The organism is Pollutimonas sp. M17, from assembly GCF_025836975.1.
Lineage (GTDB): Bacteria > Pseudomonadota > Gammaproteobacteria > Burkholderiales > Burkholderiaceae_B.
In genome coordinates, this window is sequence record NZ_CP107548.1 from 1,956,352 (window position 1) to 1,978,243 (window position 21,892).

At 63.0% G+C, this 21,892-nt stretch carries 20 protein-coding genes; 6 read left to right on the plus strand and 14 right to left on the minus strand.

All coding sequences use genetic code 11. The features are described from left to right. Positions 1–10: 10 nt before the first annotated feature. From ugpA to OEG81_RS09330, 3 genes are read left to right on the plus strand one after another with little or no spacing between them, the layout of a single operon-like run. Complete coding sequence (gene ugpA / locus OEG81_RS09320) at positions 11–892, plus strand: sn-glycerol-3-phosphate ABC transporter permease UgpA (protein WP_264128958.1); 882 nt, start codon at positions 11–13, stop codon at positions 890–892. A 35-nt stretch (positions 893–927) separates the two neighbouring features. Further along, entirely contained in the window at positions 928–1,770 is an 843-nt protein-coding gene (gene ugpE, locus OEG81_RS09325) for a sn-glycerol-3-phosphate ABC transporter permease UgpE (protein ID WP_264128959.1), read from the plus strand. A 49-nt stretch (positions 1,771–1,819) separates the two neighbouring features. Beyond that, complete coding sequence (locus OEG81_RS09330; protein WP_264128960.1) at positions 1,820–2,905, plus strand: sn-glycerol-3-phosphate import ATP-binding protein UgpC; 1,086 nt, start codon at positions 1,820–1,822, stop codon at positions 2,903–2,905. Between the two features lie 16 nt (positions 2,906–2,921). Here the strand turns inward: OEG81_RS09330 and OEG81_RS09335 are convergent, their stop codons facing one another. The 10 genes from OEG81_RS09335 to OEG81_RS09380 form a co-directional block, all read right to left on the minus strand. Further along, positions 2,922–3,386, minus strand: coding sequence for a GNAT family N-acetyltransferase (locus OEG81_RS09335; protein ID WP_264128961.1), 465 nt, complete (start codon positions 3,384–3,386; stop codon positions 2,922–2,924). A gap of 64 nt (positions 3,387–3,450) precedes the next feature. Continuing rightward, positions 3,451–3,984 carry a YdeI/OmpD-associated family protein gene (locus tag OEG81_RS09340; protein ID WP_264128962.1) on the minus strand — a complete coding sequence of 178 codons (534 nt, stop codon included), beginning with the start codon at positions 3,982–3,984 and terminating at the stop codon, positions 3,451–3,453. Positions 3,985–4,109: 125 nt separating this feature from the next. Then, the gene (locus OEG81_RS09345; protein WP_264128963.1) at positions 4,110–4,460 is read right to left on the minus strand and encodes a VOC family protein; all 351 of its coding nucleotides are present in this window, start codon (positions 4,458–4,460) and stop codon (positions 4,110–4,112) included. A gap of 158 nt (positions 4,461–4,618) precedes the next feature. Then, positions 4,619–6,037: a 3-deoxy-D-arabino-heptulosonate 7-phosphate synthase gene (locus OEG81_RS09350; protein ID WP_264128964.1), complete on the minus strand. Its 1,419-nt coding sequence runs from the start codon at positions 6,035–6,037 to the stop codon at positions 4,619–4,621. 745 nt (positions 6,038–6,782) lie between these two features. Beyond that, positions 6,783–7,907: a branched-chain amino acid ABC transporter substrate-binding protein gene (locus OEG81_RS09355; protein WP_264128965.1), complete on the minus strand. Its 1,125-nt coding sequence runs from the start codon at positions 7,905–7,907 to the stop codon at positions 6,783–6,785. A 181-nt stretch (positions 7,908–8,088) separates the two neighbouring features. After that, on the minus strand, positions 8,089–8,610 hold the full coding sequence (locus OEG81_RS09360) for a Dps family protein (RefSeq protein WP_264128966.1): 522 nt from the start codon (positions 8,608–8,610) through the stop codon (positions 8,089–8,091). 88 nt (positions 8,611–8,698) lie between these two features. Then, positions 8,699–9,655, minus strand: coding sequence for a LysR substrate-binding domain-containing protein (locus OEG81_RS09365; protein ID WP_264128967.1), 957 nt, complete (start codon positions 9,653–9,655; stop codon positions 8,699–8,701). 35 nt (positions 9,656–9,690) lie between these two features. Then, the gene (gene recG / locus OEG81_RS09370; RefSeq protein WP_264132550.1) at positions 9,691–11,754 is read right to left on the minus strand and encodes an ATP-dependent DNA helicase RecG; all 2,064 of its coding nucleotides are present in this window, start codon (positions 11,752–11,754) and stop codon (positions 9,691–9,693) included. 47 nt (positions 11,755–11,801) lie between these two features. Further along, positions 11,802–12,188, minus strand: coding sequence for a Rid family detoxifying hydrolase (locus OEG81_RS09375; RefSeq protein ID WP_264128968.1), 387 nt, complete (start codon positions 12,186–12,188; stop codon positions 11,802–11,804). Between the two features lie 141 nt (positions 12,189–12,329). Next, positions 12,330–13,106 (minus strand): ferredoxin--NADP reductase, encoded by a 777-nt coding sequence (locus OEG81_RS09380; RefSeq protein ID WP_264128969.1) that lies wholly within the window; start codon positions 13,104–13,106, stop codon positions 12,330–12,332. Positions 13,107–13,492: 386 nt separating this feature from the next. Here OEG81_RS09380 and OEG81_RS09385 point away from each other — a divergent pair, with 386 nt between their 5' ends. The 3 genes from OEG81_RS09385 (at position 13,493) to OEG81_RS09395 (ending at position 17,067) form a co-directional block, all read left to right on the plus strand. Continuing rightward, positions 13,493–14,539, plus strand: coding sequence for a Fe(3+) ABC transporter substrate-binding protein (locus OEG81_RS09385; RefSeq protein ID WP_264128970.1), 1,047 nt, complete (start codon positions 13,493–13,495; stop codon positions 14,537–14,539). Between the two features lie 73 nt (positions 14,540–14,612). Then, positions 14,613–16,280: an ABC transporter permease gene (locus OEG81_RS09390; protein ID WP_264128971.1), complete on the plus strand. Its 1,668-nt coding sequence runs from the start codon at positions 14,613–14,615 to the stop codon at positions 16,278–16,280. A gap of 4 nt (positions 16,281–16,284) precedes the next feature. Then, entirely contained in the window at positions 16,285–17,067 is a 783-nt protein-coding gene (locus tag OEG81_RS09395; protein ID WP_264128972.1) for an ABC transporter ATP-binding protein, read from the plus strand. Between the two features lie 36 nt (positions 17,068–17,103). Here OEG81_RS09395 and OEG81_RS09400 read toward each other — a convergent pair whose 3' ends face one another. The 4 genes from OEG81_RS09400 to glnA form a co-directional block, all read right to left on the minus strand. Next, the gene (locus OEG81_RS09400) at positions 17,104–17,703 is read right to left on the minus strand and encodes an acyloxyacyl hydrolase (RefSeq protein WP_264128973.1); all 600 of its coding nucleotides are present in this window, start codon (positions 17,701–17,703) and stop codon (positions 17,104–17,106) included. A gap of 61 nt (positions 17,704–17,764) precedes the next feature. Then, on the minus strand, positions 17,765–19,261 hold the full coding sequence (gene ntrC, locus OEG81_RS09405) for a nitrogen regulation protein NR(I) (protein WP_264128974.1): 1,497 nt from the start codon (positions 19,259–19,261) through the stop codon (positions 17,765–17,767). Next, positions 19,258–20,304, minus strand: coding sequence for a nitrogen regulation protein NR(II) (glnL, locus tag OEG81_RS09410; RefSeq protein ID WP_264128975.1), 1,047 nt, complete (start codon positions 20,302–20,304; stop codon positions 19,258–19,260). Before glnL ends, ntrC begins: the two co-directional genes overlap by 4 nt. Positions 20,305–20,353: 49 nt before the next feature. Continuing rightward, positions 20,354–21,766: a type I glutamate--ammonia ligase gene (gene glnA / locus OEG81_RS09415; RefSeq protein ID WP_264128976.1), complete on the minus strand. Its 1,413-nt coding sequence runs from the start codon at positions 21,764–21,766 to the stop codon at positions 20,354–20,356. Positions 21,767–21,892 lie beyond the last annotated feature (126 nt).

Below are 21,892 nucleotides of genomic sequence, written 5' to 3' on the forward strand. Positions count from 1 at the left end.
CGGCTTCCACATGGAAAAACGCGTCGTCTTCAGCCATAAAACCCTACCCTACCTGCTGCTCGCGCCGCAGTTGGCGATTACGGTTATCTTCTTTTTCCTGCCTGCCGGCCAGGCCATGTGGCAATCGTTCCGGCTGGAAGACCCTTTCGGCCTTTCGTCCCAGTTCGTGGGGCTGTCCAATTTCGCCGAACTGTTTTCCAACTCGGATTACACCGAGTCCTTCAAGGTCACCGCCCTGTTTTCCGTGCTGGTCGCCGTGCTGGGGCTCAGCATCTCGCTGCTGCTGGCCGTCATGGCCGATCGCGTCGTCAAGGCCGCCGGCGTGTACAAGACCCTGCTTATCTGGCCCTATGCGGTGGCCACCGCCGTGGCCGGCGTCCTGTGGCTGTTCCTGTTTTCGCCCTCGGTGGGCATATTGGCCGTTTTCCTGAGCGAGTCGGGCATTGCCTGGAACCCCCGGCTCGATGGCGACGACGCCATGATCCTGGTCGTGCTGGCCTCGGTCTGGAAACAGATTTCCTACAACTTCCTGTTTTTCCTGGCCGGCCTGCAGTCCATCCCGCGATCCCTGATCGAAGCGGCCGCCATCGACGGCGCCAGCCCCGCCCGCCGTTTCTGGACCATCGTGTTCCCCCTGCTTTCGCCGACCACGTTCTTCCTGCTGGTCATCAACGTGATTTACGCCTTCTTCGACACCTTCGCCATCATCGACATCATGACGCAAGGCGGCCCGGGCTCCAGCACATCCATTCTGGTCTACAAGGTCTACAACGCCGGCTTCAAGGGCCTGGACATCGGCTCGTCCGCCGCGCAATCGGTCATCCTGATGATCATCGTCGTACTGCTCACTGTGGTGCAGTTCCGCTACATCGACCGCAAGGTCAATTACTGACGCGTCAGCCACGCCTGCATACAGTAAAGCCAACCATGATAGAACGCCGCCCCATACTCGACATCGTTACCCACCTCGTGCTGATACTCGGGGTGGCCATCATCGCCTTCCCGCTCTACGTAACGTTCGTTGCCTCCACCCAGACCACGCAGGAGGTGGCGCAGGCGCCCATGTCGCTGCTGCCCGGCAGCCATTTCCTGGAGAACTACCGGGCGGTCCTGTCCGGCGAGGCGGCCAATACGCCGCCCGTGGCCCGCATGATGTGGGTCAGCACGATCATGGCGCTGGTCATCGCCATCGGCAAGATCGCGATCTCGATGCTGTCCGCCTTCGCCGTGGTGTATTTCCGCTTCCGCTTCCGGATGTTCTTTTTCTGGATGATTTTCGTCACGCTCATGCTGCCGGTCGAGGTGCGCATCGCGCCCACCTACAAGGTGGTGGCCGATCTGGGCATGCTGAACAGCTTCGCGGGCCTGACCCTGCCCCTGATCGCATCGGCGACGGCGACCTTCCTGTTCCGCCAGTTTTTCCTGACGGTGCCCGACGAACTGATCGAAGCGGCCCGCATCGACGGCGCCGGCCCCATGCGCTTCTTCAAGGACGTTCTGCTGCCCTTGTCGCGCACCAGCATCGCCGCCCTTTTCGTGATCCAGTTCATCTACGGCTGGAACCAGTATCTATGGCCCCTCATCATCACGACGCAAGAAAACATGTATCCGGTGGTGATAGGCATCCGGCGCATGATCGCCGGAGGCGACGCCGTGACCGAATGGAATCTGGTCATGGCCACCGCCCTGCTGGCCATGATCCCGCCCGTTGCTGTGGTGATCTTCATGCAGAAATGGTTTGTGAAAGGGCTGGTGGACTCAGAAAAATAAACGCCGCCATCCACCCGGCGCACTATTAAACACCGATTTGGAATTACACATGGCTACATTGAGTTTTCGCAGCGTAAAGAAAGTCTACCCCGGCGACATCGCGGTCATACACGGCATAGACATGGAGGTTGCGGACGGCGAATTCATTGTCATCGTCGGTCCTTCCGGCTGCGGGAAATCCACGCTGATGCGCATGGTCGCCGGTCTGGAAAGCGTGACGGAGGGCGATATCCTGATCGGCGACAAGGTGGTGAATACGCTGGAGCCGGCCGAACGCGACATTGCGATGGTATTCCAGAACTATGCGCTATACCCGCACATGACGGTGTTCGACAACATGGCCTATGGCTTGAAGATACGCAAGCTGAGCAAGGAAGACATCAAGACCCGGGTGCAGAATGCGGCCCAGATACTGGAACTCGCCCATCTTCTGGATCGCCGCCCGCGGCAGCTGTCCGGCGGGCAAAGGCAGCGGGTCGCCATGGGCCGTGCGATCGTGCGCGATCCGAAGGTGTTCCTGTTCGACGAGCCCTTGTCCAATCTGGATGCGAAGCTGCGGGTGCAGATGCGGCTGGAGATCCAGAAGCTGCACCGCCGGCTCAAGACGACCAGCCTGTACGTGACGCACGACCAGGTCGAGGCGATGACGCTGGCCGAACGCATGGTGGTGATGAACAAGGGCGTGCCGGAACAGATCGGCACGCCGGTCGAGGTGTTCGAGAAGCCGGCTTCGGTTTTTGTGGCCAGCTTCATCGGCTCGCCGCCGATGAATCTGATCCCGGTGTTTGTGGATGCGAACCGGCAGGTCAGGGATGAGGACGGCGTCGCCCTGCAATTCGATCCGGCGCTGGTGCCGGCGTCGGTGGCCAACCGCAAGGTCATCATGGGCATGCGACCCGAGCATATCAAGCTGCATGCCAACGGAATTCCGATGCACGTCGAGATGGTGGAGATCCTGGGGTCGGAGCAGCTGATACACGGCCGCCATGGCGATACGCCGATCGTGCTGCGCTGCCCGGTGGGGCTGACGAAGGATTATCCCGTGCAGATCGGCGAGGCGGTGCAGGTGGGAAATGACTGGGATCATCCCTTGCATTGGTTCGATCCGGAGACAGGTAAGCGGATCGACGATTGACGGCCGGCGGCTCGGCTCAAGCAAGTTTTTTGCGCATCAGCGCATTCTGAAGAGGCACGCCTCGGCAGACTGGAAAACGCCGCTCGGCAACATGAAAGCCGTGAAGCGCGAAGAAGCCTTCGGCGGTCTTGCTCACATTCGCTCTCAGTTCCGTCAAGCCTGAACATTTCGCCTTCTCGTGAATCCGAAGCATCAGCTGCGTGCCTATTCCCTGCCGCGGATAGGCGCCCGAGACAAAGAAGTGGTCGATGTAGCCTTCGGGCTGAACGTCCGCATAGCCTACGATTTCATGCCCGAGTTCAGCCACAAAGGGGCAAAGCTGCCGCATCCGATTGCCCCAGTGATCCATGTCGAAGTCCGCCGGCGCCCATGCGGCGATTTGTTCATGCGAATAGTCCCGCGATGCGATTTCATGGATGGCGGTGTAGTACACACGGAACAATGCGGCCTCATCACCCGGCTTGAACTCACGAATTTCCATAAATCCTCCTGGCGTGACCGTTCCCACCGCGAGGGACGCACTGGGCGCATGCGGCATCGCGCCGTCAATCTTTCGCCTTGGGCGCGCTGAGGCTCTTGCTGTAGTAGCCCGATGGATCGAAGCAGCAGACGCGCTTCTTGCCCGATGCAAGCATATCGCAGGCATTGTCGATACGGCGCTGCCGGGTCTTGGCCTGCTTGGCGGACTCGATCCAGTGGATCCAGTCGAGGCGGGCGATGGTGGTCGTGTCGTCCCACATCGCCTTGGCAGCCGGCGCTGCGGCAAGGGCTGTCCGCAGGTCGTCGGGCAATTGCGGTTCGGGCTCGGGGTCGGCCGGGGACACTTCAAGCTGGACCATGTCGCCAATCGCTGCCTTGGCCGCCTCTTGAAGTTCTTTGTCGACCTTCAGCCAGTGGCTGAGCTGGCCATCCGGGTCCAGCGTGGCTTGAAAGGGGTGGCCGTTGATGCTTCCGTCCACCGATGTCCGGCCGCGCCTTGGCAAGGCATCGCTGGCGGCCTTGGGCAAGACCAGGAAGGCCCAGGAGCCGTCGCTGCCTGGGTTCGCCGGGCGAAGCAGTTTTGTTTTGAATGAAGACACTTTTGTTTCCGCCATTTCAGGACACCTTCCAGGCTGGAGCGGGTTTGGATCACAAGGCTATCACAACCGGCTCGGGATTCGGTGGCGGACCATCCGGGGAACATGCGGGCCGCATAGTATCGGGATCAAAGGTGAACAAGGATATTGATCAATCTTCCAAATGGATCACGGACATAAAAACGCCTGACTCCCCAAGGTTCGCTGGCCGGCCCGTATTCGATCGCGAAACCGGCGTCCTTCATCCGCTGGTGGGCTTCGTCAAGCTGGTCCACCTCGATGGACAGATCGGGTACAGGGGTACCCGAGCCCCCTTCGGAGGCGACACTGAGTTGTACCGTCATCTGGGCCCCGGATCCATAGGTCCGGATCCATCCGTGATCCATCAATAGGTCCAGGCCAAGAATGTCTTGGTAAAAAACCCGGGCCTGCTCGAGATCTTTCGTAGCCAGGTTGGCGACGACGCGCTTGACCTTCATACGTTCAGCTCCTTTTCCGTTTGAGAATATCCGGACAGACTTTCAGCGTCAACCGCGATCGGCCATAAAGGCGCGCACATGGAATGCAGCACGGGCAAGAGCGGACCACCCCGGCTGTCGCCTTGCCGCGCCACGTCCGACCGCTTCATTCCGCTGCCCTATCTGGCAGGACTGACGAGGCTCGCGCCGGCAACGCCGCCATCTTCCGCCGCATCGCGGACGGCGGCCATCAGATCGTCGGCATGCACCATCAGCTCGCGCGCCTGGCGCAACATCGGGTATTGGTGAAGCAAGGCGCTCCACCGGGGCGATTCCAGAAGCTGATGCCAGACCTGCTCAAGGCCTTGAGTCCCGGCTTGCCTCTGCTTCGCCAGGCCGGCGGCGAACTCCAGGCTGGCTCGCGCGGACAAAAGCTGCATCCGGCTGGCGACGCTGAGCAGACGCGAGGTCGATTCCGCCGGGGCGTCGCAGCAGTACAGGACCGTTCTTGCCAGGCCGGACTCATCGACGGTCAACGCGCCAAGCGATGCACCCCGCAGATGCACCACCCCTTGCTGCGCCCTGAATGCATAAACGGCGTTCTCCTCGGCATGCGCAAGCAGGCCCAGCCCGCGCATCAGACGCGGAAGATCCGTCGCCGCGGCATCTACCGAGGCCTTGGCTTCCACCAGCAGGCATACGTCCCAGGCCGCCGCCGTATCGGCTGCCTTCGGACGCCTCAGCAGGACCACGTCCCACTCGCTTTTGGCGCGGTGGGAACTGCCGGGTATGGAAGCCGGCACACGCATCGACGTCACGACACGGTATGCCGCCCTGGCGCCCTCCTCCCCATTCAAGCGATCCGCCAATGCCTTGATGGCTTGCATGGCCAGGGCTTCGACGGCGGCGCCGCGCTGCCGCGAGACCGAACCTTGCGCGACGGCTGTAGGACTTCCCGAACGGGGAGCATGCGTGCTCCATAGCGATTGATACCGGCGCACGAGGTCGTCCGACGCCAAGGCATCGAGGCGCCGCAGGCGCTCCAGCGCCGGGCTGTCCAGCAACCGGGCCAGGCCCGGCTGCAACGAGCTATTCAAGACTTCGGGCAAGGCCAGAAGATCGCGGACGCTATCGGAGAGCGCCGACCAGGACGCTGAGGACAGGGCTCCTTGCAGTCGGGCCAAGCCTTCGCGCTGCGGGCCGGGTGCAAGCCGCTGGAGCTTGGCCGGATGGGCGATCGCATTGACCATCGTACGGATCAGGCGGGCATCCCGATCGGCATGCGACGACAGCGACGCATACTCGCGTACCTGCACCGCTTCATGTCGCAGGACCATGGCCTGGAAAGCAGGGTCTCCGGATCCGGGGCGCATGGCTTCCCGTATCATCTGCCCCAGGGCCTCGATGAAGCAATGCATAAGCGCAGGATCCGGCGCCTCACCGGCAGACCTCGCCTCTCGGGCTTTCTCGATCGCCATGGCAAGCGCCGTGGCCGGACTCGTCTCCCGCACTGCAGCGGCCATGGGCGGCAAGCGATAGCGGCGGGCCACGGTCCGCAGCGTTTCCTCGAGCAAGGATGGGGATAGAGGCAAGGACATGTCCGTGGAGTCCAAGGCGGGAGTCAAGCCACAGCCAGAAGAGCAGCGCTGGGCCCCAATAAATTATTTCAACAAGAATAATTAGAAAAGAAAAAATGAATAGTGAAATTATCAATGAAATAATAATTTCATATAAAAATATTCTTTATCTAATTATCAAACCACAAATTATTAGATTACCGACCATTCCCTATCCATCATCGCCTGAATCCCCATGAGCCCTTGGCGCAAAGGCGGGATGGCGGGCGCCGGGACTGGCGAACTCGGGAGCGTCGCGGCACAGGCTTGCAGCGGGGAGGCAAGGCCGTGACTGCCCGAGCAACACGGGTGTTGGCAGCCCGGGGGGCTGCCAACGTTGCGAGTTTCACGGCCGCCCCGCTGCGGGCCTGTGCCACGAGCAGTCCCGGAACGGGACCGCGGACGGTGAGCCGGCCCCGATGCCCGCCATCCCGCCTGACTCAAGAACCATGACACTCATGCGAGGACCAGCCCCACAGCGAAAGAACCATGACAACCCTTCCCAAGGCCAGTTCCACTGCAAAGAACCTCGACGTCGCCGGCCCACGGAAAGACTGAAATACAGAGGGCAATCGATACCGCGAAGCCTGAGTATAAAAAACCGCATTCTCATGAAAAACACCCCAAAGGCTGGATGGTCGTCCAGCCTTTGGGGTGCGGTTCAGCAGCTACGGATTCCTTTCCCACCGGATCCACGTTGGCCCAGCAGGAACACATCCAAATCCGCTTACTTGTAAACCGACTTCGACCCATCCTTGTGCCAGGTGAACACATCGAACTTGAAATCGTTCAGGTCGCCCTGCTTGTTCCAGGAAATTTTCCCGATAGGCGTCGCCACCGAATTCTTGTGCAGGTAGGCCGCCACCTTCACCGGATCGTCCGCGCCCGCGCCCTTGATGCCTTCGGCAATCGCCGTCATCGCCGAGTAGGCCGTCAACTGGAAGGCCCCGCTGGGATCGCGCTTCTTGTCCTTGAACGCCTTCACAATGGCTGCGTTCGACGGATCCTTGGTGAAATCGGCCGGCAGCGTCACCAGCATGCCCTCGACCGAAGCGCCAGCGATCGCATTGATGTCGGGATTGCCCACCCCTTCCGGCCCCATGAACTTGACCTTCAGGCCCTGCTCGGCGCCCTGGCGCAGCAACAAGCCCATTTCGGGATGGTAGCCGCCGTAATACACGAAATCGGCGCCCGAGCTCTTCAGCTTCGTGATCACCGCCGAATAATCGCTGTCGCCGGCATTGATGCCCTCGAACATCGCAACCTTCACGCCCGCCTTCTCAAGCTCGCTTTTCACGGCGCTGGCGATACCCTGGCCATACGACTGCTTGTCATGCAGCACCGCGACCAGCTGGGGCTTGATCTTCTCGATGATGAACTTGGCCGCCGCGGGCCCTTGCTGATCGTCGCGTCCGATCGTGCGGAAGATCATGTCGTAGTTCTTGCCGTCGGTCACGGCCGGCGACGTCGCCGAAGGCGTCACCATGACCACGCCCTCGTTGTTGTAGATGCTGGTGGCCGCAATGGTTGCGCCCGAGCACACATGCCCGACCACATAATGGATCTCGTCATTGACCACGCGGTTCGCGACCACCGGACCCTGCTTGGGCTCGCAGCCGTCGTCTATGGTCACGGCCTCGAGCTTCTTGCCCAGCACGCCGCCGCCCGCGTTGATCTGCTCGATGGCGGTATCCACGCCTTCCTTGACCATCGTTCCGTATTGGGTCAGCGCGCCGGTGAAAGGCCCTGCGATCGCAATCTTGATCGTGTCCGCCGCCATCGCGCCGGTGGACATCATCATGCCGGCAGCCAGGCCGATAGCGGCCGCTACGGGAGTAAAACGGATGTTCATATAGCCTCCTGAAAGTACGCTGCAAAGCATACACCGAAAGGTAGTGCCCCGCCCGCCTACCGCTTCAGGGTTTTCGCTATGGACAGGCAATAAAAAGCCCCGCCGATCAGGCCGATTCAGACGCCGGACAAAGCCGGGCGCGATGATCGGAGCGAGGGACGGGGCTTGCGGCGCCGGCTGCTTATTGCAGCAGGCTGCGCAGCATCCAGGCGTTTTTCTCGTGGATGTCCAGGCGTTGCGTCAGCAAGTCGACCGTGGGCTGATCGTTGACGTCATCGGCCCTCTTGAGCGCGGCGCGCGCCGTCTTGGCGACGGCTTCATTGCCCTTGACCAGCAGTGCAATCATCTCTTCGGCCGAGGGCACGGATGCCGGCTCGGCAATGGAGGAAAGCTGCGCGTACTGGGCATAGGTGCCGGGCGCGAAATGGCCCAGGGCCCGGATGCGCTCGGCGATGCTGTCCAGCGCCTGCCATTGTTCCGTGTACTGCGTCATGAACATATTGTGCAGGGTGTTGAACTGCGGGCCGGTCACGTTCCAGTGGAAATTGTGCGTCATCAGATAGAGCGTGTAGGAATCGGCCAGCATCTTGGATAGCTCGGTCGCCACCGCGGCCCGATCCCTATCGGAAATACCGATATCGATGGGCAGGCCCTTGTCGCTGATTTTTGCCGTTTTGCCGGCTGGCTTGCTTGCTTTTGCCATACACACCTCCGAAAAAAATTACGATTCGAATGACGCAATCAGAATACCATGCCGCCATGAAGCCTGCATGGCCGCGGCTTGATTTTAATCAAGCCGTATCAAGAGCGGCGACAGGCGCCGGGTCAAGGTACTCCACACCCGGCAGATCACAGGCGCGCACCGCATTGATCAATGCCTCGATCGCGGCCGGACGCGGGAAACTCTTGCGCCAGACCAGCACCACGCGCCGGTCGGGAACAGGCTTCTTGAACGGAATGTAAGTAAGCAGGTGGTTCTCCAGTCCCGGCATGGAAAGCGAACTGGTGGGCAGCACCGTTACGCCGATTCCAGCCGCCACCATATGCCGTATGGTCTCCAGCGAAGAGCCTTCGAATGTGCGCTGTATGCCTTCGCTGGCCGCCGAGAACCGCGACAGTTCCGGGCATACTTCCAGCACCTGATCGCGGAAGCAGTGGCCGGTGCCCAGCAGCAGCATGGTCTCGTCCTTGAGGCTGGCCGCATCGATCTCCTTCTTGTTCGCCCAGGCATGATTCTTGGGCACGGCGACCAGGAAAGGCTCGTCGTACAAGGGGTGCACCATCAGGCCCGAGTCGGGCAGCGGCAGGGCCACGATGGCGCAATCGATCTCGCCCTGGCGCAGCAGTTCCAGCAGCCGGGCCGTGAAGTTCTCCTGAAGCAGCAGCGGCATCTGCGGCGTGGCGGCGATCTGGGTCGGGACCAGCCGCGGAAGCAGATAAGGCCCTATGGTGTGTATGACGCCCACCCGCAATGGCCCGGCCAGCGGGTCATGCCCCTGGCGCGCGACCTCGCGCAGATTCGCGCTCTCTTCAAGCACGCGCTGGGCCTGCGCCACCACCCGCAAGCCGATGGGCGTGATGCCCACCTCGGTGCCGCCCCGCTCGAACAGCACCACGCCCAGCTCGTCCTCCAGCTTGCGTATGGCCACGGACAAGGTGGGCTGGCTGACGAAGCAGGCCTCGGCGGCGCGTCCGAAATGTCTTTCGCGGGCAACCGCCACGATGTATTTCAGCTCGGTCAATGTCATTGATGTCTCGCAAAAAAAAATGGGGCCGTCCCACGCTAGCTGCGCAGGAAATCCTGTTTATCGCGCATCCAGCGGCGCAGATGGGCCTGGGCATGATCCGGATAGCGGTCGCGAAGCTCGCGCACGGCCTCCTGGGCCTGCTCGACGATGCGCGCATCCGTTTCAATGCTGGCAAAACGCAAAAGCTCCTGGCCCGATTGCCGTGTTCCCAGGAACTCGCCCGGTCCGCGCATATCGAGGTCGCGGCGGGCGATTTCGAAGCCGTCGGCTGTTTCGTACATGGCGCGCAAGCGCTGGCGCGCGACCGCCGACAAGGGCGACTGGTACATCAGAACGCAGATGGATTGACGGCTGCCCCGCCCCACCCGGCCGCGCAGCTGGTGCAGCTGCGCCAGGCCGAAGCGTTCGGCATGCTCGATGATCATCAGCGAGGCATTGGGAACGTCGACACCGACCTCGATCACGGTGGTGGCCACAAGCAGGTCGACCAAGCCGGCGCGGAATTCGTTCATGACATCCTGCTTGGCGGCGACGGGCAGTTTGCCGTGCACCAGGCCGACCCGCAAGCCGGGCAGCGCCTGGACCAGCCGCGCATGCGTGTCCACGGCTGTCTGCAGCTGCAAGGCTTCGCTTTCCTCCACCAGGGGACACACCCAGTAGGCCTGGCGCCCTTTCTTCACTTCGGCGATCACGCTGCCCAGGACCTCGTCGCGCCGGGCGTCGTCGATCAGCTTGGTCAGCACGGGGCTGCGTCCTGGAGGCAGTTCGTCGATGACGGAGACATCCAGATCCGCAAAGAAAGTCATGGCCAGGGTGCGCGGTATGGGCGTGGCGCTCATGTTCAATTGATGCGGAATATCGGCGCCGCGCCCGCCCGCCCCTTCGCCCTTGCGGCTAAGCTGCAAGCGCTGCCCCACGCCGAAGCGGTGCTGTTCGTCGAGTATGGCCAGGCCCAGCCGGGCGAACGCGACTTTGTCCTGGATCAGCGCCTGCGTGCCGACGACAAGCTGCGCCTGGCCCGACTCGATGGCGTCGATGGCGGCCTTGCGCGCCTTGCCGGTCAGGCTGCCGGCCAGCCACGCCACCTGTACGCCCAGCGGCTGCAGCCAGGACGACAGCTTATGGAAATGCTGCTCGGCCAGGATTTCCGTGGGCGCCATGATGGCCACCTGGCTGCCGCTGGAAATCGCCTGCGCGGCGGCGAAGGCCGCCACGATGGTCTTGCCGCTGCCGACGTCGCCCTGCAACAGCCGATGCATGGGAAAGCCGCGCGCAAGGTCGCCGGATATCTCCTGGATGACGCGTTGCTGCGCGGCCGTCAGGGCGAACGGGAGGCTGGAAAGCAGGGCCTGGGTCAGCGCGCCCGTGCCGCCGTCGAGCGCTGCGGCCCGCTGCCGGCGGCGCGCGGCGCGGGCGGCGGCCAGCGACAGCTGCTGGGCAAGGAGCTCGTCGAACTTGATGCGGATCCAGGCCGGGTGGCCGCGCTCTATCAGGTCGGCATAGGATACGTTGGCCGGGGGATGGTGCAGGACGCGGATCGCTTCGGAAAACGGGATCAGCCCATAGCGCTCGCAGATCCGGGGCGGCAGCGTATCCGACAGGTCGGCCTGCTGCAGGGCCCTGTCGATGGCCTTGCGCAGGCTGGCCTGCGACAGCCCGTCGGTTGTCGGATAGACCGGCGTCAGCGCATTGGGCAGCGCCGTGCCCGCCAGCGACACCTTGGGATGGATCATTTCGTAGCCGCCGAAACCGCTGCGGACCTCGCCGCGCACGCGGACACGCTTGCCCGCCTCCACCTGCTTTTGCTGGCTGGGATAGAAATTCAGCCAGCGCAGCGCAAGCTGGCCGGTGTCGTCCTGAATCACCGCGTGCAGTTGCCGCCGGGGCCTGAACTGCACCTCGCTGCGCAGGACCTCGCCCTCGACCTGCGCGGGCATGCCGGGGTGTATGGCCGCGATCGGCGCAATACGGGTTTCATCCTCGTAGCGCAAGGGCAGGTGGACGATGAAATCGGAGGGATCGCGCAAGCCCAGGTGCAGCAGCTTGCGCTCCAGCAGCGATGCGGGGCCGCCCGGAGGCGGCTGCGCGCCGCCCCGCATCTTCCTGGTCGATGCCGTGGAAACCGCCACTCGTCGGGCCTGGCTGGCTAGATGACGATGACCGCTTCGACTTCGAATTGCGCGCCCTTGGGCAGGCTGGCCACGCCTAGGGTCGAGCGCGCCGGATAGGGCTGGGGGATGATGTCGGCCATGATGGCGTTGGCGCTGGCGAATTTGCTGAGATCGGTCAGGAACAGGGTGAGCTTGACAATGTTGTCCAGCGTGCCGCCCGCCGCTTCGATGACGGCCTGCATATTGGCGAACGATTGCCGGACCTGCCCTTCGAAATTCTCGGACACCAGCTCGCCGGTGCCCGGCTCCAGGCCGATCTGGCCCGACAGGTACACGGTCTTTCCGGAGCCGCAGGCAACGGCCTGCGAATAGGGGCCGACGGCCGCGGGCGCCGCGTCGGTATGGATGATTTGCTTGGCCATAAATAGGGTCTCTGAAAATTATCTAAAAACAACTATCAGAGTTTAATCATCTATAGCTAGAATTAAAAGCCCCCTGCGGCCTGCGCCGTTCGTCCTATATGGGGCGCCGGCCGGCGCGCCGGCGCGATGGACCGGGCTGCTTTATTTTTCGACGAAGGCGCGCTCGATGACGTAGTCGCCGGGCTGGCCAACCCCCGCCGACACCACGAAGCCGCGCGCATCGAGCATGCCGCTGACATCGGCCAGCATTTGCGGGCTGCCGCAAAGCATGGCCCGGTCGCGGGCCGGATCCAGCGGCGGCAAGCCTATGTCGTCAAACAGCCTGCCGGTTTCGACCACATGCGTGATGCGGCCCTCGTTGCGGAACGGCTCCCGCGTAACGGTGGGATAGTAGACCAGCTTGTCGCGAACGACATCGCCAAAATACTCGTTGTTGGGCAGTTCGTTCTGTATGAAGTCCGCGTAGGCCAGTTCGCTTTTGAAGCGTACGCCGTGAACCAGCACGACCTTCTCGAAGCGCTCGTAGATGTCGGGGTCCTTGATGATGCTCATGAAGGGAGCCAGGCCGGTGCCGGTGGCGAACAGGTACAGGTTCTTGCCCGGCTTGAGGTCATCGGCCACCAGGGTGCCGACCGGCTTCTTGCTGACCAGGATCGAGTCGCCTTCCTTCAGATGCTGCAGGCGCGAGGTCAGCGGGCCGTCCTGCACCTTGATGCTCAGGAACTCCAGGTTTTCCTCGTAGTTGGCGCTGGCGATGCTGTAGGCGCGCATCAGCGGCTTGCCGTTGACCTCCAGCCCCAGCATGACGAAGTGGCCGTTATGGAAACGCAAGGCGGGATCGCGCGTGGTGGTGAATGAAAACAGGGAATCGTTCCAGTGGTGTACGCTAAGAACCTGCTCTGTATTGAAAGCTGCCATGTGTCTGTGAAAAGTGATTGCCTGCGGCCTGAAGCCGGTGTAGCGGCAAGGATGCGGCGCCGCACAATAAAGGAAGGCCTGATTTTAGCCGACCTGGAAGGGCCTTTGCCTGAAGCCCTGTCCCTCCGAGGGATATTACGACATGCCCCCGGAATTTCAAGACGGCAGGCGGGCCTTATGCGCGTCTTGTTTAAGCTAGATCAAACCGGGCGGCGAAAAACGAATGCCGCGGCGCGAGATAGCGCCTTGAAGCTGAAATCCAGTTGAATAGTTACGGATACTCTGCTATCGTGCCACCATCTATATGAGAATCATTACTATTTACGAATAGTACCTGATTTTCCTGCCCCGCGACGAATCCGTCCCTATATCCTATGGAGATCCCCATGCGCTCAGCAAAAGAGCTCAAGCCCCTGTTTCGGTCATTCGCACTGGGCCTCGCTGCGTTTTCCACCTTGTCCGCGACGGCGTTCGCCGCCGACGTCAGCCTGTACACCACCCGCGAACCCAAGCTCATACAGCCCCTGCTGGATGAATTCGCCAAGGACACCGGCATCAAGGTCAATACGGTCTTCGTCAAGGACGGCCTGATCGAACGCGTGAAGGCCGAAGGCGAGAAGTCCCCCGCCGACGTCCTGATGACCGTCGATATCGGCAATCTCCTCGACCTGGTCGAAGCCGGCGTCACCCAGCCGATCGATTCCAAGGTCCTGAACGAGACGATACCGGCCAACCTGCGCGGCGCCGACAATCAATGGTATTCCTTGTCGCTGCGCGACCGCGTGGCCTATGTGGCGAAGGATCTCGACGTGAACGCCATTACGTACGAAGCCCTGGCCGACCCCAAATGGAAAGGCAAGGTCTGCATACGCTCGGGCCAGCATCCCTACAACACCGCGCTCATTGCTGCCATGATCGCCCATGACGGCGCCGAAGCCACCGAAGCGTGGCTGCGCAATGTCAAGAGCAATCTGGGCCGCAAGGCGGCCGGCGGCGACCGCGACGTGGCGCGCGACATTCTGGGCGGCATCTGCGATATCGGCATTGCCAACGCCTACTACGTGGGCCGCATGAAGAATGCCGAACCCGGCACCGACGCGCGCAAATGGGGCGATGCCATCAAAGTGGTCCGCCCGACCTTCGCCAACGAAAAAAGCCGCGGCACGCATGTTAATATTTCCGGCGCTTCCGTGGCCAAGCATGCCCCCAACAAGGAAAATGCCGTCAAGCTGCTTGAATACCTGGTATCGGACAAAGCGCAAAGCCTGTACGCCAATGCCAACTACGAATACCCGATCAAGAAAGGCATCAAGCTCGATCCCGTCGTAGCCAGCTTTGGCGAACTGGTGGTCGATCCCCTGCCGTTGACGGAGATCGCCAAGCATCGCAAGCAAGCCAGCGAGCTGGTGGACAAAGTTGGATTCAACAACTGACCCTCTCGCTCCAACCACTGAAACGCGGGCCCGCCGGCCCGCGTTTTCTCGACTTTTGCAGGAAAAGCCGCTGTTGCCTTCGCGTCGTCTCTTTTCATTTGAATCCGGTCTGGGTTGGCGTGTAGCGGCATTCCTGATCGCGCTGTGCGTGATTGCCCCCGTGGCCACGCTATGCTGGTACGCTTTGCAAGGCTCTCTGGACCACTGGGCGCATCTGCTGGATTTCGTTCTTCCCGTTGCCTTCCGCAACACCGCCCTGCTGCTCGTCGGGGTCGGCGTGCTGGTCGCCTGCCTGGGCGTGGGCAGCGCATGGCTGATCACCGCCTACGACTTTCCCACCCGCCGCACGCTTTCGTGGGCCCTGTTGCTGCCTCTGGCCGTACCCACATACATCGTGGCCTTCGCCTACCTGGATATCCTGCACCCCATCGGGCCGGTGCAGACCCTGCTGCGCGAACTGCTGGGCTACGACAGCCCCCGGCAGTTCCGCCTGCCCGACCTGCGCTCCTTGCCCGGCGCCATATTCCTGCTGGGTTTCGTGCTGTATCCCTACGTCTACCTCAGCACCCGCGTCATGTTCGCCACGCAGGCGGCCAGCCTGATCGAAGCCGCCCGGGTGCTCGGCTCCTCGAGCCGCAGCGCCTTTTTCCGCGTCGCCCTGCCATTGGCGCGCCCCGCCATCGCCGTGGGCGTCAGCCTGGCCTTGCTTGAAACGCTGAACGATATCGGCGCCTCCGAATTCCTGGGTGTGCAGACCCTGACCGTGTCGGTCTACACCACCTGGGTCACGCGCTCCGACCTGGCCGGCGCGGCCCAGATCGCCCTGGCCATGCTGGCCATCGTCGCGGCGCTCATACTCCTGGAGCGGCACGGCCGCCGCCGGCAGCGCTACGCCAGCACTCAGCGCGCGCGGGCCATACAGCCCCACAGGCTGCACGGGCCCAGCGCGGCCATGGCCTTCGTGCTGGGCTGGCTGCCCATCGTCATCGGCTTCGTCGCGCCCGCGCTGTACCTGCTGAACGAAACCGTCAAGCATTTCCATACTGTGGGAGCCGTCTCCGACCAGTTGCTGCTCAGCGGCTACAACACCGTGCGGATCGCGCTGATCGCCACCCTGGCCACGCTGGCTTGCGGGCTGGCCGTCGCCTGGGCCGCCCGGGCCATACGCCACGGCGCGCCATCCGGCCTGCCGAAACTATGCGCCCGCGTGGCGACATCGGGCTATGCCATCCCGGGCACCGTCCTGGCCATCGGCCTGCTCATGCCCATCATTCTCATCGACGGCGCGGCCTCGTGGGTATGGCAGGCGCTGGGCAACGCCGATCCCGGCCTGCTGCTGATGGGCACCAGCACCGCCCTGGTCTGCGCCTACGTCATCCGTTTCCTGGCCATTTCCATCGGCGGCATCGAGGCCGGACTGGCACGCATTCCCCCCTCCATGGAGCAGGCCGCCCGCCTGCTGGGCGAAACCGCCACAGGCACGCTGCGGCGCATACACCTGCCTTTGCTGCGGCCCGCGCTGGGAGCCGCGGCCTTGCTGGTCTTCGTCGACACCATGAAGGAACTGCCCGCGACCCTGCTGCTGCGGCCTGTCAATTTCGACACCCTGGCCACCTGGCTCTATGCCGAAGCGGCCCGGGGAACCTATGAAGAAGGCGCCGTGGCGGCCCTGGCCATCGTGCTGGCCGGCCTGCTGCCGGTAATCCTGCTGGCGCGCACCCAATTCAAATCAACTCACTGACCGCATGTCCGAACTGCTGAAACTGGATCGAATCTCCCTGGCCTACGATACGCCCGAAGGCTTGAACCCCGTCGTGCAGCATCTGTCCCTGGAACTCGAAGAAGGCTGCATAGGCTGCCTGTTGGGCGCCTCGGGTTGCGGCAAGACGACGGTGCTGCGAGCCATCGCCGGATTCGAGCCGCTCAGGGCGGGGTCGATCTCGCTGGGCCGGACCATGCTGTCCGGGTCCGGATGCCAGGTCGAGCCCGAGAACCGGCATGTGGGCATGATGTTCCAGGACTACGCCCTGTTTCCCCACCTCAGCGTCGAGAAGAACATCGGGTTCGGCCTGCGAAAGTGGGACAAGCAGCGCCGCCGGGATCGCGTGCGGGAACTGCTGTCATTGACGGGGCTCGAGGAATCCGGCCATCGCTATCCGCACGAACTGTCGGGCGGACAGCAGCAGCGCGTGGCCCTGGCCCGCGCGCTGGCGCCCGAGCCGGAACTTCTGCTGCTGGACGAGCCCTTCTCCAACCTGGATGTGGACACGCGCGAACGGCTGGCATTCGAGGTGCGCGACATTCTCAAGAAAACCGGCCATACGGCGCTGCTGGTCACCCACAACCAGGCCGAAGCCTTCGCCATCGCCGACCGGATAGGGATCATGCGGAACGGCGACATCGCCCAGTGGGACACGCCCTACAACCTTCATCACAAGCCGGCCAGCGCCTTCGTGTCCGACTTCATCAAGCGCGAGGCGCTGATGGCGCAGCGCGCGCAGGCCTATCTGCGCGGCGAGGCCGGCTGAGCTCCGCATGGCCGGAGGCCGGCTTCTTTGGTCGTCCTAGAATCGATACGTGTAGGTCAGTTGCAGCAGATCCAGCCCCTGGTTCGGCTCTTTCAATCCCGCATTTGAAAAGTGCGAGTAGCGCACGCCTATCCGGTGCGCGTCGTTGATCAGAACCCCCGCGCCGACATGATTTCCAAACTGGAAGGCGGAACCCAGGTCCCGGTCGGCGAAGTGCGTGCGGGTCAGGGCCGTCACGCCCACGCCGATCTCGGCATAGAAGACTTCCGTCGGCCACCAGCGCAGCATCGGCGTGGCGCTGAATTGCCACATTGAATCGGGCTGCCCGTTCTCGGCGTTCCAGTATGATACGCCCAGCTCGGCGCCGAGATCCAGGCGGCCCAGGGCGCCGGGTGAACTGCTCCACCACGTCGGTGTTTCGTACATGAGGCCTATCTTCCGATAATCGCTGTTGTATCCCAGCCGCAAGCTCCAGGCGCCAGCCGGTGCCTGCATGGGCGCGGGAGCGGCCGCAGTGGCCGCGCCGGACGGTTGCGCGCGCGCCGGCCCTCCGGCCAGGACACAGGCGGCGAAGGCGGCAATGCCCAGCATGCGGGAACAGCGGGAGAATACGATAGTGCCGGCGGGACGGATCATGGCGCTTCCTTTTCTTGTTTTGACTGCCCTGGGAAGCAAAATGTATGCCCAATGCGGGGCGCTATCTATCCTCCGTCTCGTTTAGGCCAAGTTCCGCGCATTTGCGCGTCAGCGTATTGCGGCCTATGCCCAGCCTCTGCGCGGCCTCCATGCGCCGGCCCCGACTGTAGTCCAGCGCGGTTTCCAGCAGTACGCGCTCGAAGTCGCGGGCCAGGGTCGCCATCACGGCCGGCTCATTGCGCAGCAATCGCGCCTGTGCCTCCTGCGCGAGCATGCCCAGCCACGCAGCGGGCCGCGCGACGGCGCCATCCGGCATGCGGGGGCCGTCGGAATTGCCCTGGAGGCCGTCCGATCCGGGATCGGCCGAATCCGAATCCGGCTGGCTCCCTTCCATCAACACCTCGGGCGGCAGGTCCTTGGCCTCGACCACCTGGCTGGACGACATCACCGTCAGCCATTGGCAGAAGTTTTCCAGTTGACGGATGTTGCCCGGATATCCGAAGGCGCTCAGCAAGCGCATGGCGTCCGGTCCTACGCGGCGCACCGGCACGCCCAGGTCCTTGGCGCTGTTCTGCATGAACAGCTGCACCAGGGCCGGTATGTCTTCCTTGCGCTCGCGCAGGGGCGGCAAACGCAGGCGTATCACGTTCAAGCGGTGAAAAAGGTCTTCGCGGAACCGGCCTTCGGCCACCCGCTGCTCCAGGGGCTGATGCGTTGCGGCTACGATGCGCACATCGGCATGGATGGCCTGCGAACCGCCCACCCGATAGAAGCTGCCCTCGGCCAGCACGCGCAGGAGACGGGTCTGGAGCTCGAAGGGCATATCGCCGATTTCGTCCAGGAACAGCGTGCCGTTGCGCGCCTCTTCGAAGCGCCCCCGGCGCTGCTGCGTGGCGCCCGTGAACGCACCGCGCTCGTGGCCGAACAATTCGGCCTCCAGCAAATCCTTGGGAATGGCCGCGGCGTTCAGGGCGACAAAGGGGCCGTCCGCGCGGGTGCTGTGCTCGTGCAGGGCGCGCGCGATGAGTTCCTTGCCGGTGCCCGATTCCCCGGTGATCAGCACCGTTACGCTGGAGGCGGCCAGGCGCCCTATGGCGCGAAAGACTTCCTGCATGGCCGGCGAGGACGACTGCAGCATGATCCGACCCGCGCCGGCCGGTTCGGCGCCCGCCTCTTCGCCGGCGGGTTCGCGGGGCCCCGCCTGCCCCGCGCGCTGCACCAGCGCCACGGCGGCATTGACATCGAAAGGCTTGGGCAGATAGTCGAACGCGCCCTTCTGGAAAGCGGCGACCGTGCTGTTCAGGTCGGTAAACGCCGTCATGATGATGACGGGCAGGCCGGGATGATCCTGCTTGATGCGATGCAGAAGGCTCAGGCCGTCCTGCCCGGGCATGCGCACGTCGGTCAACAGCACCGAAGGCAGTCCATGCTCCAGGGCTTCCAGGGCCTCGGCGGCCGAGGAAAAGCTCTGGGCCGGAATCGAAACCCGCGCCAGCGCTTTTTCAAGCACCCATCGTATGCTTTGGTCATCGTCGACTATCCATACCGGTTTCATCATTGCTCCAAAGGCAGGATCATGCGGAATTCGGTGCGGCCCGCCTGTGAATCGAACTCCACGATGCCGCCGTGCTGCTCGACGAAATCCTGCGCCAGGCTGAGGCCAAGGCCGGTTCCGCTGGCGCGGCCGGTGACCAGCGGGTGAAATATCTTGTCGTGCAAATGGAGGGGCACGCCCGGTCCGTTGTCGATGACGGATACGACGACGCCCAGCTTGGCCTGGTGCGCGGCCAGCAGCAATTGCCGCCCTATCCGCGTGCGCAAGACCAGGCGGGAAGACCGTACCGGAGGCGATTCAGTCAAGGCCTGCGCGGCATTGCGCACCATGTTGAGCAGCGCCTGCAGCAGGCGCTCGAAATCGCCGCTCAGGTCCGGTACGGACGCATCGTAGTCCCGGATGAACTCGATGGCGGGAAACTCCATTCCCACCAGGCGATACACCCGTTCGCAGATTTCGTGGATGTTGAACCTCGTCTTGCGCAGGGTTTCGCCTTGCGGCGCGATCAGGCGGTCGACCAGGCCGGCCAGGCGATCGGCCTCGGCAATGATGACCTGCGTATATTCATGCAGGGCGCCCGGACCCAGTTCGACGTCGAGCAGCTGCGCCGCGCCGCGTATGCCGCCCAGCGGGTTCTTGACTTCGTGGGCCAGGTTGCGCAGGGATTCCCGCTGCGCGGTCAGCTCCTTGCTGAGCTGCTGGTGGCGATCCAGCAGGATGTGGTGCTCGATGACGCGGACTTCCAGCAAGGCGGCCCAGGGCTGCCTGTGCAAGGGGACGATGGCCAGGCTGACCGCGACCTGGTCGCCCCGGCGGTCGATCACCAGGTCCTGGCGCAGTATTCCGAACTTGCCGCCGATGGCGTCGGGCAGCCGCTCGGCCAGGGCCGCATCCTCGCCGAACAGGGTATGCACCCGCTGCCCGGCCAGTTGCCTGCGCGAGATGCTGAACAGCTCTTCGGCCGCCGTATTGGCGTGCTCCACCCTGGCCTGCCCGTCCAGCAGCAGGACGGCGGTCGAGAGCAGATCGTAACTGGCTACGTCCATGATTCTTCCGGATTTTGCCAAGGGCGGCCACACGGCCGCCCTTCGCCCATTACAGGCTGTAATACATATCGAACTCGACCGGATGAGTCGTCATGCGCAGGCGCGTGATTTCGGCCATCTTCAGTTCAATATAGGCATCGAGCATGTCGTTGCTGAACACGCCGCCGCGGGTCAGGAATTCGCGATCGGCGTCCAGCGCGGCAACGGCTTCTTCCAGCGACGCGCACACCGTCGGGATCTTCGCGTCTTCCTCGGGAGGCAGATCGTACAGGTTCTTGTCGGCGGGATCGCCGGGGTGGATCTTGTTCTGCACGCCGTCCAGGCCGGCCATCATCAGGGCCGAGAAGGCCAGGTAGGGGTTGGCCAGGGGGTCCGGGAAGCGGGCCTCGACCCGGCGCGCCTTGGGGCTGCCGACATAAGGAATGCGTATGGACGCGGAACGGTTGCGGGCCGAATAAGCCAGCTTCACCGGCGCTTCGAAGTGAGGCACCAGGCGCTTGTACGAGTTGGTGCCCGGGTTGGTGATGGCGTTGAGCGCCTTGGCGTGCTTGATGATGCCGCCGATGTAGTACAGGGCGAATTCGGACAGGCCCGCATAGCCGTTGCCGGCGAACAGGTTCTGGCCGTCTTTCCAGATGGACTGGTGCACATGCATGCCCGAGCCATTGTCGCCGACGATGGGCTTGGGCATGAAGGTGGCCGTCTTGCCGTACACATGGGCCACGTTGCGTATGGTGTATTTCAGGATCTGGTTCCAGTCGGCGCGCTCGACGAGCGTGCTGAACTTGGTGCCGATCTCAAGCTGGCCCTGCCCGGCCACCTCGTGGTGGTGGACTTCGACCGGAACGCCCTGCTGCTCCAGCAGCAGGCACATTTCCGAACGCATGTCCTGAAAGCCGTCGATGGGCGAAACCGGCACATAGCCGCCCTTGACGCCCGGACGATGGCCCAGGTTGCCGCCTTCCAGGTCCAGGCCGCGCGACCAGGGAGCCTCTTCGGACTTGATCTTCACGAAGCAGCCCGACATGTCATCGTTCCAGGTGATTCCGTCGAAGACGAAGAATTCGGGTTCGGGACCGAAATAGGCCGTATCGCCCAGTCCGCTGGACTTCAGATAGGCCTCGGCGCGCTTGGCCAGCGAACGGGGGTCGCGGTCATAGCCTTTGAGATCCGAGGGTTCGACCACGTCGCAGGTCAGGTTGAGCGTGGCTTCCTCGCGGAAGGGATCCATGCGCGCCGAACCCGCATCGGGGATCAGGACCATGTCCGAGGCTTCGATGCCTTTCCATCCCGCTATCGAGGAGCCGTCGAAGGCGACGCCCGTTTCCAGCCTTTCTTCGTCGACCGAATGGGCGGGAACGGTCAGATGGTGCTCTTTGCCCAGCGTATCGGTAAAGCGGAAATCCACAAAGGCGACTTCGCGTTCTGCAATGAGCTTGACAACTTCTTCGGGGGTGGGCATAGGGATGGCTCCTGGACCAATGAAATCAGAAATAGGATAAAACAACCCACAATTAAGCAATTGGCATGCCAGTTTTCATCCGGATGGGAACAAGGCTGGCTGCCTGCCGGTCGGGGCATGGGGCGA